Annotated in this window: 11 protein-coding genes; 8 read left to right on the top strand and 3 right to left on the bottom strand. The window is 69.7% G+C overall.

The window, feature by feature from the left end; translation table 11 throughout:
- Positions 1–259 precede the first annotated feature (259 nt).
- The gene (locus BKD26_RS29535) at positions 260–1,231 is read right to left on the bottom strand and encodes a WYL domain-containing protein (protein WP_084904452.1); all 972 of its coding nucleotides are present in this window, start codon (positions 1,229–1,231) and stop codon (positions 260–262) included.
- Positions 1,232–1,293: 62 nt separating this feature from the next.
- Here BKD26_RS29535 and BKD26_RS29540 point away from each other — a divergent pair, with 62 nt between their 5' ends.
- The 6 genes from BKD26_RS29540 to BKD26_RS29575 all read left to right on the top strand — a co-directional run bounded on the left by BKD26_RS29540 (position 1,294) and on the right by BKD26_RS29575 (position 10,790).
- Positions 1,294–2,796, top strand: coding sequence for an MFS transporter (locus BKD26_RS29540; protein WP_084904454.1), 1,503 nt, complete (start codon positions 1,294–1,296; stop codon positions 2,794–2,796).
- Positions 2,797–2,945: 149 nt separating this feature from the next.
- Positions 2,946–3,767 carry a VOC family protein gene (locus BKD26_RS29545; RefSeq protein ID WP_084904457.1) on the top strand — a complete coding sequence of 274 codons (822 nt, stop codon included), beginning with the start codon at positions 2,946–2,948 and terminating at the stop codon, positions 3,765–3,767.
- Between the two features lie 74 nt (positions 3,768–3,841).
- Entirely contained in the window at positions 3,842–4,807 is a 966-nt protein-coding gene (locus BKD26_RS29550) for a Gfo/Idh/MocA family oxidoreductase (protein WP_084904460.1), read from the top strand.
- A gap of 16 nt (positions 4,808–4,823) precedes the next feature.
- Complete coding sequence (locus tag BKD26_RS29555; protein WP_206603735.1) at positions 4,824–5,660, top strand: aldo/keto reductase; 837 nt, start codon at positions 4,824–4,826, stop codon at positions 5,658–5,660.
- 281 nt (positions 5,661–5,941) lie between these two features.
- Complete coding sequence (locus BKD26_RS29560; protein WP_347105798.1) at positions 5,942–6,601, top strand: NADP oxidoreductase; 660 nt, start codon at positions 5,942–5,944, stop codon at positions 6,599–6,601.
- 1,696 nt (positions 6,602–8,297) lie between these two features.
- Positions 8,298–10,790 carry a penicillin acylase family protein gene (locus BKD26_RS29575; RefSeq protein WP_107418033.1) on the top strand — a complete coding sequence of 831 codons (2,493 nt, stop codon included), beginning with the start codon at positions 8,298–8,300 and terminating at the stop codon, positions 10,788–10,790.
- Positions 10,791–10,865: 75 nt separating this feature from the next.
- Here the strand turns inward: BKD26_RS29575 and BKD26_RS29580 are convergent, their stop codons facing one another.
- Positions 10,866–11,513, bottom strand: a complete 648-nt coding sequence (locus tag BKD26_RS29580; protein ID WP_143662727.1) for a 2OG-Fe(II) oxygenase — start codon at positions 11,511–11,513, stop codon at positions 10,866–10,868.
- A 217-nt stretch (positions 11,514–11,730) separates the two neighbouring features.
- Between BKD26_RS29580 and BKD26_RS29585 the strand changes: the two genes are divergently transcribed.
- Positions 11,731–12,126: a VOC family protein gene (locus tag BKD26_RS29585; protein WP_084904472.1), complete on the top strand. Its 396-nt coding sequence runs from the start codon at positions 11,731–11,733 to the stop codon at positions 12,124–12,126.
- Between the two features lie 21 nt (positions 12,127–12,147).
- A complete protein-coding gene (locus BKD26_RS29590) occupies positions 12,148–12,960 on the top strand; it encodes a thioesterase domain-containing protein (protein ID WP_084904474.1) in 813 nt (270 codons plus the stop codon).
- Here the strand turns inward: BKD26_RS29590 and BKD26_RS29595 are convergent.
- Positions 12,911–14,164: a cytochrome P450 gene (locus tag BKD26_RS29595; RefSeq protein WP_206603736.1), complete on the bottom strand. Its 1,254-nt coding sequence runs from the start codon at positions 14,162–14,164 to the stop codon at positions 12,911–12,913. The genes BKD26_RS29590 and BKD26_RS29595 overlap by 50 nt on opposite strands.
- Between the last annotated feature and the right edge of the window lie 158 nt (positions 14,165–14,322).

Here is a 14,322-nt window from a genome sequence, read left to right on the forward strand (position 1 = left end):
GCGGCTATGTTCCGCCCAGCAGGGTGGGTGTATGAGGGCACCAGTGCTTGTGGCCTCGGCCGCCCGCCACCTCAGCATCGCGGTTCGACAGGCCTTCCTGGCGGTGCTTGCTGCCTGTGACTGAGAGCTTCCCGAGGTGCACACAGGCCGTGCACGGCCGGGACGAGAGTGGTTCTCGACGCAGTCCTCGACCGCCGCAGAGACAGTTCGTCCCGCCCAGCTGCACACCATCCAGTCCAGGACCATCAGATGTGTGGTGTCAGGCTGGGCCCGTGGCGTCCAGGGTGCGTGTGGCTGAGAGGCGCAGGTAGTCGACGACTGCAGGGTCGGCGTCGAGGGTGTAGCTGGTGTCTAGGGTTGCGAGGGCCTGGGCGATACGGGGCAGGGAGTCGTCGGAACAGTCGACGGTGCAGTTGCTCTCGCTGATGGGCTGGATGCGGGAGGCCAGGGCCCAGGTCCGGACGCGGATGCTGTCGGCGGTGGCGTGCACGGTGGCGACGGCGCGGTAGCGGACCGGTGCTGTGGCGATCTTCGCCGCCACGTAGGCGGCGGGGTCGGGGCCGGGGTCGGGCAGCGTACGGGGCGGGACGCGGCGACCGGTGGGTGAGGGTGCGGTGAGGCGGTCGAGGCGGTAGATGCGCCAGTCGTCGCGGGCGGTGTCGTAGGCGACGAGGTACCACAGGCCGCCGGAGGCGACGAGGCTGTGGGGCTCGACGCGGCGGGAGGCCCAGGTGCCGTCGCGGGTGGTGTAGTCGAAGGTGACGATTTCGTGGTCGCGGCAGGCGGCGGCGAGGAGCGTCAGGGTGGTGGCGTCGGCGCGGGGGCCGCGGCTTTCCCAGGTGATGGTGCTGGTGGCTTCTTGAAGGGCGGTGACCTGGCCGCGGAGCCGGGTGGGCAGGACTTGTTCGAGTTTGGCCAGCGCCCGCAGGGCGGTTTCCTCGATGCCGCCGAGTCCGCCTGCGGCGGTGCGCAGGGCGACCGTGATGGCCACGGCTTCGTCGTCGTCGAGCAGCAGCGGGGGCATGGCCGTGCCGGAGGCCAGGCGGTAGCCGCCGGCGTGGCCGGTGGTGGCTTCGACGGGGTAGCCGAGTTCGCGCAGCCGGTCGATGTCGCGGCGGACGGTGCGGCCGGTGACGCCGAGCCGTTCGGCGAGTTCGTGGCCGGACCATTCCCGGCGGGTCTGCAGGAGGGACAGCAGGCGCAGCATCCGGGCGGGCATATCGGTCGTCATGGGATCCACTGTGCCGGACTTCAAGGACGTGAGGTGTCCTAAAAGGGTCCTAGCGTGGAGACATGTCCGAGAACAAACCCCCCATTTCCTCTGCAAAGACGGCCGATCCGCGTCGCTGGGCGGCCCTGGTCGTCGTTCTGATCGCCGCGTTCATGGATGCGGTCGACGTGACCGTCGTGCACATCGCGATCCCCGACATCCAGGCCGACACCGCCGCCTCGATGTCCCAGATCCAATGGATCACCGGCGGGTACGCCTTGGCCTACGCCCTCGGACTGATTACCGGCGGACGCCTCGGCGACTTGTTCGGCCGCAAAAAGGTCTTCCTGCTTGGCGTGGCCGGCTTCACGCTCACCTCTTTGGTCTGCGGCATCGCGGGCGGCCCAGAGGTTCTGCTGGCGGGGCGTATCGCCCAGGGCGCGATGGCCGCGCTGATGGTGCCGCAGGTCCTGTCGATCATCCACGTCACCTTCCCCACGAACGAGCGCGGCAAGGTCTTCGGCGTCTATGGCGCGGTGATGGCGCTGGGCACTCTGGCCGGCCCCCTGGTTGGGGCGCTGCTGGTGCAGTGGAACCTCTTCGACCTGGCGTGGCGGCCGATCTTCCTGGTCAATCTCCCCCTCGGCGTCGCGGGCCTGCTCGCGGGCTGGCTGCTGATCCGTGAGTCGAAGGGTGAGCGGGCGCAGCGGCTGGACGGCGTCGGTGTCGTGCTGGCCACGGTGGGTCTGCTGATGCTGGTGTTGCCGCTCACTCAGGGCCGCGAGCTGGGCTGGCCGGTGTGGACGTACGTCTCGATGGCCGGTTCGCTGCCCGTACTGGCGCTGTTCATGGCCTGGGAGCGGCGCCTGACGCGGCGCGGCGGTTCACCGTTGGTGGTGCTGTCGCTGTTCACCCGCCGAAGCTTCACCGGTGGGCAGAGCGTGCAGCTGTTGTTCGGGCTCGCCTCGGGAGTGTTCTTCCTGGCCTGGACGCTGTACCTGCAGCTTGGCCTGGGCTTTTCACCGCTGAAGGCGGGACTGTCGGGGATGCCGCTGTCCGCGGCGATGATGGCCGGTGCGGGCCTGTCCATGCAGGTCCTCGTACCGCGCTTCGGCCGGCGTGCCCTCCAGGGCGGCGCGTTGCTCGCGGTGGCCGGAATGCTGCTATTCGTCGTCTTCGCCACCCGCTACGGGCAGGACATCACGCTGTGGCAGACCATGGTGCCGCTGATCCCGATGGGTCTCGGCATGGGACTGATTATCGCGCCCCTGACCGATCTGATCCTGTCCGAGGTGCCCCATGAGCACGCCGGGTCCGCCTCCGGGCTGACCAACACCACCATGCAGCTCGGCCAGGCCGTCGGCGTCGCCCTGTCCTCGGTGGTCTTCTTCGGCCACCTCGGCCCCGGCGACCCGGCCACACAGGCCCACGCCATGCCCGACGCCTTCACCGGATCCCTCTGGTACGTCGCCGCAGCCTTCGTGGCCTCGTTCGCCCTGCTGTTCACGCTGCCCCGCCGTGCTGCCACCACCTCCCCGGAGCGTACGGCGAAGAAGGCAGAGCCCCAACCACAGCCCATTTCCTGACCGCCGCGCCCCTGACACCCGCACGGACCACACAAGGGCCCGCCCGGACCCTGACCTGGACACGATGCCATCGAGACCTGCAAGGGCTCCCTCGTTCTCCGGCCGGCTGCCCCAGCCGGACCGGCCCACCTCAGCGAAAGGCTTCGTTCATGCGTTTCATGTCCCCCGGCTCCGTCGTCTGGTTCGAGATCGGCACCGCCGACCTCCAGACGGTGCAGAACTTCTACGGCCCCCTCCTGGGCTGGACCTTCGAGGTCGACCCGGACTCCTCCTTCGACGGCCGCACCTACACCCGCATCATCGCCCCCGGCGCACCATGGCCGATGGGCGCGATCCAGCAGGGTGAGACCGGCGGGGAGGTCATCAACCTCTCGATGCTGTCCGCTGACGTCGGAGCCGACGTCGACAAGCTCACCGCGCTCGGGGCCGAGGTCGTCGTCCCGGCCACCGCGGTCGGGGATGTGACGGTCTTCGCCCGCCTGAAGGACCCGCGCGGCAACACCTTCTCCCTCTTCTCCCGCGGCAGCTCCGAAGACCTGGCCGAGCGGGCCCAGGCCACCGAGGAACACATGGAGGCATCCGCCTTCCAGCCGCAGCCCGGCTCCATGGCCTGGTTCGAGATCGGCACCACCGACCCCCAGGCCACCATTGACTTCTACAGCAGCGCGTTCGGCTGGCGCTTTGAGAAGGACGAAACCGCGGGCGGCAAGCCCTACTTCAACATCTTCACCGGCGGCGACCGGCCCGGGGGCGGACTGTGGGAGCACAGCTCAGGCACGGGCGATGGCGACTACATGATGCCGTCGATCCTGGTCACCGACGTACCCGCCACCGCTGCCGCAGCGACGGACGCGGGAGCACGCGTCGAGCACGGCCCGGAGACCAACCCTGACGGACTGGTCTTCGCCCGCCTGCTCGACCCGCACGGCAACCACTTCGGCCTGTTCTCCCAGCCCGCCCATAGCGGCTGACCCCCTGCGGGCGGAGCAGCCCTACGGCCGGCCCGCCCCGGCCCGCCATCCCCAAGACGTCCAAGGAGATCCTGATGAAGATCGCACTGCTCGGTACCGGCTTCGGCGAGGCCCACGCCGCCGTCTATGCCAACCGCCCCGACGTCACCGACGTCGTCGTCTTCGGCCGCACTCCCGCGAAGCTGGAGAAGTTCGCCGACGACTTCGGCTTCACCATTACCACCGACCTGGACGTCCTGATCACGGATGCGTCGGTGGACCTGGTGGACATCTGCCTACCCACTCACCTGCACGCCGAGGTGGCGGTGCGCGCGATGGAAGCGGGCAAGGACGTCCTGATCCAGCTGCCGCTGGCCACCACCATGGACGACGCCCAACGGGTCATCGACACCCAACGCGTTACGGGCCGACAGGTGTTCGTGGACATGTTCTCCCGCTTCAGCCCCGCCAACGCCTATCTGCGCGAGGCCGCCGACGACCAGCGGTACGGCGCGCTGCTGTCGCTGGAGACGGAAAACCGCACAGCCCTGCTGTGGCCGGGCTACGACCTGGGCCTGGACGCGATGGCGATGGACGTGATGCATGGCGACTTCGACCTGGTCACCAGCCTCCTTGGCACTCCCGACACCGCGCACGTCACCGGCACCGAAGGCCCCGGCGGACGCGGATCGGCCGCCGACGTCCTCCTCGGCTACCCCCACGCCACCGCCCGGTGCAGCGCCTCCTCCCTGATGCCCCAGCCGTACGCCATGCGCGGCGGCTACCGCGCCACCTTCACCGGCGCCGTCCTGGAACACACCACCACCGCCGGCTTCACCGGCCAGGGCACCAGCACCCTGACCGTCTGCTCCGCCGACGGCGAGCACGTCATCGACCTGCCCGACGGCCACGCCTACGCCCTGATGATCGACCACGTGCTGGCCTGCCTCGCCGGCCGTGAGAAGAACCGCATCGAACCGGCCAGCGCGCTGGAGGCCCTGCGCCTGACCCTCGATGTCCACCACCGGCTCACCACCCCGCCCGCGGCCCACCAGTCCTGACCGGAGACCCGAACCCATGAGCAGCACCCCCGTTGCCACCGCGCCGGTCGCCGGCGGCGCCGCCATGCCGATGATCGGCTTCGGCACCTGGCGGCTGTCCGGTGACGACGCCTACCGGGCGGTTCTGACCGCGCTGGAGGCCGGCTACCGGCACATCGACACAGCCGCCGGCTACGGCAACCACCGCCAGGTGGGCCGGGCTCTCGCGGACAGCGGCATCCCGCGCCACGAGGTTTTCGTGACCACCAAACTGCTGCCGAACAGCGCAGGGCGAGAGCGCCAGGCGCTGGAGCGGGCCGTGGACCAGCTTGGTGTGGCGTACGTGGATCTGTGGCTGCTGCACTACCCGCCCCGCCAGGACCCGCTGCCCGCCGTATGGCAGGCCATGGCCGAACTGGCCGACGAGGGCACGGCCCGGGCGGTAGGGGTGAGCAACTACACCACCGCGCTGATCGACGCCCTCACACGGGAAACCGGCCGCACCCCAGCCGTCAACCAGATCCCCTTCAGCCCCACCCGCTTCGACCCCCAGGCCCTGGTGGAACACGCTGAACGCCATGTGGTCATCCAGGGCTACAGCCCATTGCGCCACACCGTCCTGACCCACCCGGCCCTGACCGCACCAGCCGCCCGGCTCGGCGCGACCCCGGCCCAGGTGGTTCTCGCCTGGCACCTGGCCCGGCGCGTGACCACCCTGCCTTCCTCCACCCACCCCGACCACATCCGGGACAACCTCACCGCCGCCCGGCTCACCCTCAGTGCTGCCGAGATCCACGCCATCGACACCCTCGACCAGCGCACAGCCGCACCCTCCGCCAGGCCCGCACAACCTCATCCTGTGCCGCACAGGTGAGCACCGGAAGTCTTCCTGCCAGGCATGCAGGAAGGCAGCCGCCGCACCAGGGCATGGCGGCCATGGCCTCCGCTCGGCCGCGCGATTAGGGACACCCACTGTCCTAAGGCCTTCATGGTGTGGAAGTGCACAGACGCAAAACGGGAGGTTCCTATGAAAATCACTGTTCTCGGTACCGGCGGCGGCGCCCGAGCCCACATCGCTCGGCTGGCCGAGCTGGGGCACGAGGTCCATGTCGGCACCCGTGACCCGCGGCCACGCTGGCCCGGACCGAGCCCGACATGATGGGCACCGCGCCGTTCGGCTCCTGGCTCGCCGACCATCCCGGCATCGAACTGCACACGTTCGCCGACGCCGCTGAGCAAGGCGAAGTGGTCATCAACGGTATCGAAGGCCGCAACGCTGTCGCCGCCCTGTCCGGCGCGGCCCAGCAGCTGTCGGACAAGACACTCGTCGATTACGCCGTGCCCTACGTCTACAACCCCGACATCGAACACCCCTGGCCCACCCCCTGGGGCGTGATGCCGACGCGCGACCCATGCGACAGCGACAGCCTCGCCGAACAGATCCAGCGCACCCTCCCCACCACCAAGGTCGTCAAGGCTTTCGTCACCCAGGAGCAGGACACCGTCGTCGACCCGAAGGCCATCGGCCACGGCGACCACACGATGTTCATCGCCGGCGACCACCACGACGCCAAGCGGGCCGTCACTGACCTGCTCACCGCCTACGGCTGGAACGACGTCCTCGACCTTGGCCCTCTGGTCGCCGCCCGCGGGATGGAGATGTACGCCCACATGCACTCCGCGATCGGCTTCGCCCTCGGATTCGGCACCCATTCCGGCATCAAAGTCGTCCGCCAGCCGGCAACTACTGAACGTAACCACTGCTCGCGATCACGCGGGAATGCTCGATCGGTGCTCATGGCCATGCGGAAATGATCGCGAATGTGCGGAACCTACAGTGGCACGGGCATGCCGGTCAGTTGTTGGGCATGCCGCGCTGAGTGCGAGGCGAGTTCCGGATGGCCCCCGCGTCCGACGACTTGGAGGAGCTGGGCGAGCGCAACGAGTTCACCGGTTCTTCCCGCCGGCGTGGAACCGCTTCCATGGTCATGAGAATCGCCGGTTTGGCCACCTGGCGATCCGCTGCTATGTTGCCGCGCCCCTTCGACACTCAGGATCTGATGAACCTTGGGTGCTCCCACTTACGGGCGTTATGGGGGCGCTTGGGTCAGCTGACCCAAGGCGGCCACGGTCCGGCTCCCGGTCGACCGCCTTCGCCCCTGACTGCCGTCCAGTCCGCCCGAGTGACGGTCATCACGGATGCCCCTGAGAGGGTGCTGCGTAGGCTTGTGCCGTCGTCGCGGTGCGGGACGGGAGAGCGGGCGAAACCCTCCTCCAGTCGCCTGATGACGCGTCAGGAAAGTCGGCAAGTGGTCAGCATGAGTCCTGAAAAAAGAGGCCGGCTACGGCACGCAGGACGACGCGATCGAGCGCGTAACGCAGATCCGCGGGTAGAAAAAGAAGACAGCGCCGTCGGTGGCCGAGGCCCGCCGAGCTCGGTCAGCAGACGGTTGCGGAATACGCGAAGCAGTGGCGGCCCCCGCAGAGCATGACGGAGTACTCCACGGACTGGCACGTGAACAGCTCCATCGACGTGCACATCACCCCTCCGTCTCGGATCGAGAAAGCTGAACTCGGTCACGCCGATCGTGGTCGGGCGCTTACTGGACGAGCTGGAGGCCGACGGTGCCAGGCCGGCGAAACTGAGCATCGCAAAGCAGGGGAGTTCGGGGAGGCCCCCCGCCGCGCTCGTGCGGGATCGCCGCTGGTCTACCGTCGGCGGTGGGGGCGAACGTGGTCCGGATTGGCGTGCGCACGGCGGCGTCCCTGCCGTGGCCCTTCCCGGCCGACGTGGCCGAGATCGCCGTCCTGAAGCCGGGGTGCAGGAGGCGGAGGACTCCACGCGCCTGTCCCCGCGCGTGCGCAACGATCGCCATGTCGCGCGGATGCTCCTGGCCGCCGGCGGAGACCCGGAACCTGGACCCCTGGCCGCCATTGAGGAGGAGCTCTCGGTCGGCCAACACCACCACCAGCGAGCCGCGCGCCGCAGGGGTCACACCCCTGGAGCCGGCGCCGTTCCGCCGCGCGGCTGCTGCGCCCTGGCAGGTTCCGCCGGGCTGCCGTCGGCTGCCCCTGTTCCGCTGTGCCGGACCAGAGCTTCGGGGTGTCTGGTGCTGTGCCGGCGCCCGCCGCTGGCCGTTGTGAGGCTTGTGCGCCGCCGTCGGTTGGCCGCCGGTGGGGGCGCGGTGGCGCTGGCGGCGTGCCATGTCGTGTGCCGCCTCTTACGCGGCCCCTCCTGCCCGTCGGCCGTCGGCCGCTGTGCCGCGGTACGGGCGTGGGCGTGGTCGCCGTCCCGGCGTGCCGCCCTTCCGGCCGTTTGTCCCGGTCTCGTGCCGCCGTGGTGTTCCTGGTGTGGCCCCGGACGGAAGCCGCCGACGAGAGCGATCGCCAAGGACTGTAGCGTGCCCTCTGTACAGACGGACCGTCACCGACCGTCCGTAGACCGCTCGATGCACAAGAGGGGGAACCATTGGGCTCTCTGTCCACGAGGCTGCGACGGACCGTGCCGACCATGGTGATCGTCACCTCGACGCTCCTTGCCACCGGGACGGCGACCGCCGGCTCGACGGCCGCGGACGCACGGCACAACACCGACGAGAGCGTGGTGACGGCCCAGCAGGGGCGCTACCGCGCGGTCATACGCCGGACGGAGCACGGTGTACCGCACGTGCTCGCCGCCGACATCAAGAGCGCCGGCTTCGGTCAGGGCTACGCCTACGCGGAGGACCGCGGGTGCGATCTGGCCGACCAAGTGGTCAAGCTTCGTAGTGCGCGGTCGCGTTGGTTCGGTCCGGGCAGCGGCAGCGAGAACCTCGCGTCCGACCTCGGCTACCGGGCTCTTGACATCAGGTCGAGGGCCGAGCGGGAACTGAAGACGCTGTCATCCGACGTGCGTTCCATGGTCACCGGGTATGTCGCCGGCTTCAACGCCTACCTCGAAAACAGGGGCGGGCTGGCCGGATGGTGCGCCGGTGCCCCGTGGGTGGGGAAGATCGACGAGGTCGATCTGCTGTCCCGGGAGAGGGACCTGGCCATCACCATGGGCGGCGCGACCTTGCTGGGCGCGATCGCCTTGGCCCAGCCGCCCGCCGGCCCGGATGCAACTGAGGGTGGAGCCTCGCCGCGGAGCGGAAGCCGTGCCGGTGGGGATGACGCGACGCCCCGTCGGGATCGGGTCGCGGAGCAGGCGGGCCCGGTGCTGCGTGGGGAGCGGCGTACGGCGTCCCTCGGCAGCAACGGCTGGGCGGTCGGCTCGGAACGCACCGCGAACCGCGCGGGACTGCTGGTCGCCAACCCGCACTTCCCGTGGGAGGGCGAGAACCGTTTCTGGGAGTCCCAGCTCACCGTACCCGGACGCCTTCAGGTGTACGGAGCGAGCCTCGGCGGCCTGCCGGGTGTCCAGATCGGCTACAACCGGGACGTCGCCTGGACGCACACGGTGTCGGCCGGATGGCACACGACGGTGTACACGGTGAAGCTGACGGAGCAGGATCCCACGCGGTACCTGGTCGACGGCAAGCCCGAGGCCATGACATCGCGCACCCACACCGTCCAGGTGAAGAGCCCGGACGGCAGCCTGCAGACGGTACGGCGGACGCTGTGGCAGACGAGGTACGGCCCGGTGATCGACCTGTCACCGGCTGACCCGTCGCTCGGCTGGTCTTCGCGGCAGGCCGTCACCTTCCAGGACGCCAATATCGGCAACGACGCCTTGCTGGAGCAGTACGCGGACATGGCCGTGGCGCGTTCCGTCGGCGAGGTGAGGGCGGCCCATCGCCGGCACCAGGCCATTCCGTGGATGAACACCATCGCTGCGGACAAGTCGGGTGCGACCTGGTACGCCGACTCCTCCGCCACCCCCAATCTGTCGGCCGAGGGCATCTCCGCGTGGATGTCGCATCCTTACGGCGTGCTCGACGGCAGTGACTCACGCAACGCGTGGCAGAAGGAACCGGGTGCCCGGGAGCCGGGGCTCGTGCCCTTCGGCCAGCAGCCGCAACTCGGACGCCGGGACTACGTGTTCAATGCCAACGACAGTCACTGGCTGGCCAATCCCGCGAGCCCGCTGACCGGGTACTCGCCGTTGTTCGGGTTCGAAAAGGTGCCGCAGAGCGCACGTACCCGGCAGAACGCGTTCATGCTCCGCGAGGGCGGGCCGGGGGCGGTCTCCGGTGCCGACGGGCGTATCAGCCTTCCGGAGGCGGAGAACGGCCTGATGTCCACCCGGGCGTTCACATCGGACCGGTTGCTCGCGCCGGTGGTGAAGGCCTGTCGAGCCCAGGCAGGGGCACCCGTTGTCGTCGACGGGACGAAGGTGGACGTCAGCAAGGCATGCGACGTCCTGGCCGACTGGGACGGCCGATTCGCCGTCGACAGCCGGGGAGCCGTGCTGTGGCGGGAGACGATCGCCGCTGTCGAGCGGGCCAGGCCCGGGGCGGTGACGAACGCGGGACCCCTGTTCGGGACGGCATTTGATCCGGCGCGCCCGGTGGACACGCCCGCCGGACCCGCAGCGGACACCGCACCGGTGCTGGAGGGCCTGGCCAAGGCGACGCTGACGCTGGAGGCGGCCGGTCTGCCGGCGGACGTACCACTGGGGCAGGTACAACAGGTCACGAAGGGCGACGTCAAGCTGCCCGTTCCGGGTACAGCGGGGTTCCTGGGCGCCACGAATGTCGTCGAGCACATGGCCCGGCCCGGCAGCTCGCTGGAGCCGGTGACGCCGGGCGGCACGCCCGTGCGGTACGGGGACCTGACGGACCGGGGATATCCGGTAAACACCGGCTCGAGCTTCATGCTGGCGGTGAGCTTCACCCCGCAGGGACCGGTGGGCAAGGGGCTGCTGACCATGGGACAGTCCATCGACCCCCGCTCCCCCCACTTCGGCGACCAGACCGAGGCCTTCGCGCGGCTGGAGCTGAAGAAGCGCCCGTTCAGCGAGCGGGAGATCCTGGCGGACCCCCACCTGGACACGGAGGTCGTGACAGCACGCGTCGCACGCTGACCTGGGTGCGCGTTCGCACATGGGTGGACACGGGGGCGGCCGTCGACAGGACGGCCGCCCCTGTGGCGTGCAGCGTCAGGTGGCGAACAGGTGGTCGTTGAGGTCCGTGGGACGCTGGGTCTCCGGACTGGTCGGCGTGTAGAAGTTCATCGCCACCACGACACGCCGGGCATCCGGACGGGTGAGGGCCCGCACGTAGTGCGGGTGTTGCCGAGCGTCGAAGAAGAGCAGATGCCCGGCCACCGGGTGGATGACAGAGCAATCGGCGTCGACCTCGGGAACGCTGTGCGCGGCCGGGTCGTGGCCCACCACCAGCTCGCCGCCGTCACCCTGCGGGTGGTCGGTGACGTACAGCAGGCCCTGCAGCGGGTTGCTGTCCACATGGCACTCGTACCGCATGTCCGTGCCGTACTGAATGTTGAGCACCGCCCCGTACAAGTCGTCGCGCGCGGTGGAGAGCCGTTCGTGGGAGACCCGCTGGCCGAGGTCGCGGAAGGGGCCGTGATAAGTGGAGAGCAGCCAGGGTGCCTGTTCCGCGAGTATGTTTCCGGGAACGGTCACCGACTTGATGGGAGGGGTCCCCTCCGCCTCCCTCGAAGTGAGGGAGGTGGGCACCAGCATCTTCTCCTGGGCGTAGGCGTCGGCAATCGTGAGAAGTTCTTCCCGCCATTTCTCCGGCAGCATTCCCCGGACATCGAATCCATGCCAAACGAAAGGTGCCACGGCGTCTCTCCTAGATAAATGTGAGGTGGCCAACTCCTCGCTGCGGAGATCTGGTTGAGGCTGCGTCGGCCTCGGGCCCCTCCGGGTGCTGACCGAACATAAAGTCCTCGTGCGAGCGTAAGTCAGCCCTGCTGGGTGGTCAAGCCGCCGGGTTCGGGTCGTATTGGTCGTGTGCTAGCATCCGGAAGGCTCTTTCAATTGCCGAGAAAGGTCGACAATGGCTGATCTGGTTTCGGGTATCCCGGTTCTCACGGCCCTCGATGTCCCCGCCACGCAGAAGTTCTGGACCGAAGTCCTCGGTTTTTCCGAAGAATTTCGGGGTGATGGATTCGCGGGTGTGAGCCGCGACGGCGTGGAGCTGTTCATCTGTTCCGTCGAGGACCAGACCGTGCCCGACAACACGCAGGCGTGGGTGCGCGTGCGGGACGTCGACGCGTTCCACGCCGAATGGTCGGCCCGCGTCTCGCTGAACTACGGGGACCCTTCCCATCCGGCCATGACGGAAATTCAGGAGCTGCCCTGGGGCAGGGAGTTCGGCGTACGCGATCCGGCGGGCAACCTGGTGCACTTCAGTGAGCTGAGCGAGACCGAGCCGGAACGGACGGACGGGTGAAGGCGGAAGGCAGCTGAGCCGGTGGCAGGAGGACGGTGGCTGACACCCGTTCCGGCGGACGACGAGTCCATCAGCGCGCGGCTGCTGTGCATCCCCTACTCCGGGGTGGGCGCGTCGTCGTTCGCCGCATGGCCGACGCGCATGGGCAGGGTAGAAGTGCTGCGAGTCCAGGCGCCCGGGAGGGAGACACGGCTCGCCGAGCCGCACTACGGCACCTATGAGCGTTTCGCCGACGGGCTGACCGAGGCTCTGCGTACGGTCGCCGACCGCCCCTTCGCGATCCTCGGTCACTGCAGCGGGGCGCTCGCCGCCTATGAGACGACGGCCGCTTTGCGGCGGGCCGGCCTGCCCGGACCCACCGTGCTCGTCGTGTCCTCTCAAGTCGGACCCCAGGACGGCCCGTACGGCCGCTATCTCGCCATGGACGACGAGGGCCTGCGCGCCGAGGTGGTGGAGTCGACGGTGCGCCGGGGAGTCCGTCCGCACCCCGGGATGGTCGACCTCAGCGTGGAGATCCTGCGCGCGGACGTGGAGGCGAACCGCCGGTACCGGCGGCCCCGCCCCGAACGGCTCGTCGGCACGCGGGTCGTCGCTCTCGGGTGGGAGGACGACGTCGAGATCGAGCCGTCCCGCATGACCGGATGGGATGCGTGCGCCGACGAGGTGCGCCGGGTCGTGCTGCCCGGAGGTCATCAGACGATCTTCGAGGCACCCGAGGCGCTGATGGCGCTGCTGCGTGCGGAACTCTGTGATGCGGCCAAGGACGGAGCCACCGCGGATCCGGTCAACGCGGCATCCGGCGACGGGACGCCAGACGCACGGGGAGCCGGCTGATCCCCGCGATGAAGTGCGAGTTCAGGTGCTCGACCCGTCCGCACACCTCCACGCCGCCCACCACGTCGAGCAGTTCGGCGAAGACGGCGGTCAGGGAGGCGCGGGCGAGGGCGGCGCCCAGGCAGTAGTGGGGCCCGTAGCCGAACGCCAGGTGACGGTTGGGGGTCCGTCCGGGGTCGAAGCGGTAGGGGTCGGCGAAGACGGCCTCGTCCCGGTTGGCCGAGCCGAGCCAGACCACCACGGCCTCACCCGCCGGCAGGCGCGCGCCGGCCAGCTCCACCGGCCGTGTCGTGTGCCGCATGACATGACTCGCGGGGGAGGACCAGCGCAGGGCTTCCTCGATCCCCGTCGTGAGGGCCTCGGGCCCCTGCCGCATCGCCTCGGCGACACGGGCGTCCTCACTCATCGCCAGGACCGTCGCCGACACGGTGTGCGGCAGGGTGGTGGCCGCCCCGAGCAGAAGGCTGTAGCAGTGGTGGACGGCCAGCTCCGCCCGGGCCCGGGCGTCCTCGCCGGGCCCGGGCAGCAGCCGGGTCAGTAGGTCGTCCGCCGGCGCGCGGAACCGCGCCCTGAGGGTGGTGCGGAAGTAGGCGAAGATCTCGTGGTGGACCGCCGCGAGCGTGGTGCGGGTGCCGTCCGGGGCGTCCGCGGCGTACGCGGGATCGTCCGGGGCCACCGCGGCCGACGCGAGCCGGCCGAGCCGCGGCCAGTCCTGCGCCGGCAGACCCATGACCGGGCCGAGCGCCATCAGAGGGAGCCGGGCGGCTGTCCGCGCCAGGTCCACGGGGGCGCCGTCCAGTGCCGGAGCGATCAGGGAGCGCACCGCCTGGCGCATCCGCGGACCCGCCGTCGCGTGCACACCCTCCGTGAGGGCGCGGATCTGCGGCTCACGCAGCTCGGCGTGGCGCGGCGGGTCCGTGACCGTCACCATGCGCCCGCTCGCCACGTCGTCGGAGCCCAGGGTGGTGAGCAGATTTCCGCGGGCGGACGTGAACGCCCGGTGGTCGCGCAGGACTCGCATCGCGTCCTGGTGGCGCGTCACGGACCAGAAAGGCCTGCCGTCCGCCGTGACATGCCGGTGCACCGGTGCGTGCCGGCGCAGATGGCGCCACACCGAGTGCGGTTCGCCCTCCCCGTGGAGCACCGGATCGTGCAGGTCGACCTCGTCCGGCCCCTGTGGCGCGGACGTCGTGGAGACGGTCATGCGCATACGGGACGTCCTCGCGTCGCGCTCCATCGCCGTCCGTGGATCATGTGCTCGGAGTCTGCCCCGGTCGCCGCAGCGGGGTCAAGTGGTACCGGACGGCTCAAATCCGTTGCCTCGGAAGCCTCTTGACGAGCCCTTGTGATCATGAACTAATG

The sequence above is a fragment of the Streptomyces sp. CB03238 genome, assembly GCF_002099185.1.
GTDB lineage: Bacteria > Actinomycetota > Actinomycetes > Streptomycetales > Streptomycetaceae > Streptomyces.

Bases quoted from the DNA above. Each gene is read 5' to 3' on its own strand.
- BKD26_RS29535 (WP_084904452.1), bottom strand. From the start codon at position 1,231: ATGACGACCGATATGCCCGCCCGGATGCTGCGCCTGCTGTCCCTCCTG.
- BKD26_RS29555 (WP_206603735.1), top strand. From the start codon at position 4,824: ATGAGCAGCACCCCCGTTGCCACCGCGCCGGTCGCCGGCGGCGCCGCC.
- BKD26_RS29585 (WP_084904472.1), top strand. From the start codon at position 11,731: ATGGCTGATCTGGTTTCGGGTATCCCGGTTCTCACGGCCCTCGATGTC.
- BKD26_RS29545 (WP_084904457.1), top strand. From the start codon at position 2,946: ATGCGTTTCATGTCCCCCGGCTCCGTCGTCTGGTTCGAGATCGGCACC.
- BKD26_RS29560 (WP_347105798.1), top strand. From the start codon at position 5,942: ATGATGGGCACCGCGCCGTTCGGCTCCTGGCTCGCCGACCATCCCGGC.
- BKD26_RS29595 (WP_206603736.1), bottom strand. From the start codon at position 14,164: ATGACCGTCTCCACGACGTCCGCGCCACAGGGGCCGGACGAGGTCGAC.
- BKD26_RS29540 (WP_084904454.1), top strand. From the start codon at position 1,294: ATGTCCGAGAACAAACCCCCCATTTCCTCTGCAAAGACGGCCGATCCG.
- BKD26_RS29575 (WP_107418033.1), top strand. From the start codon at position 8,298: ATGGTGATCGTCACCTCGACGCTCCTTGCCACCGGGACGGCGACCGCC.
- BKD26_RS29550 (WP_084904460.1), top strand. From the start codon at position 3,842: ATGAAGATCGCACTGCTCGGTACCGGCTTCGGCGAGGCCCACGCCGCC.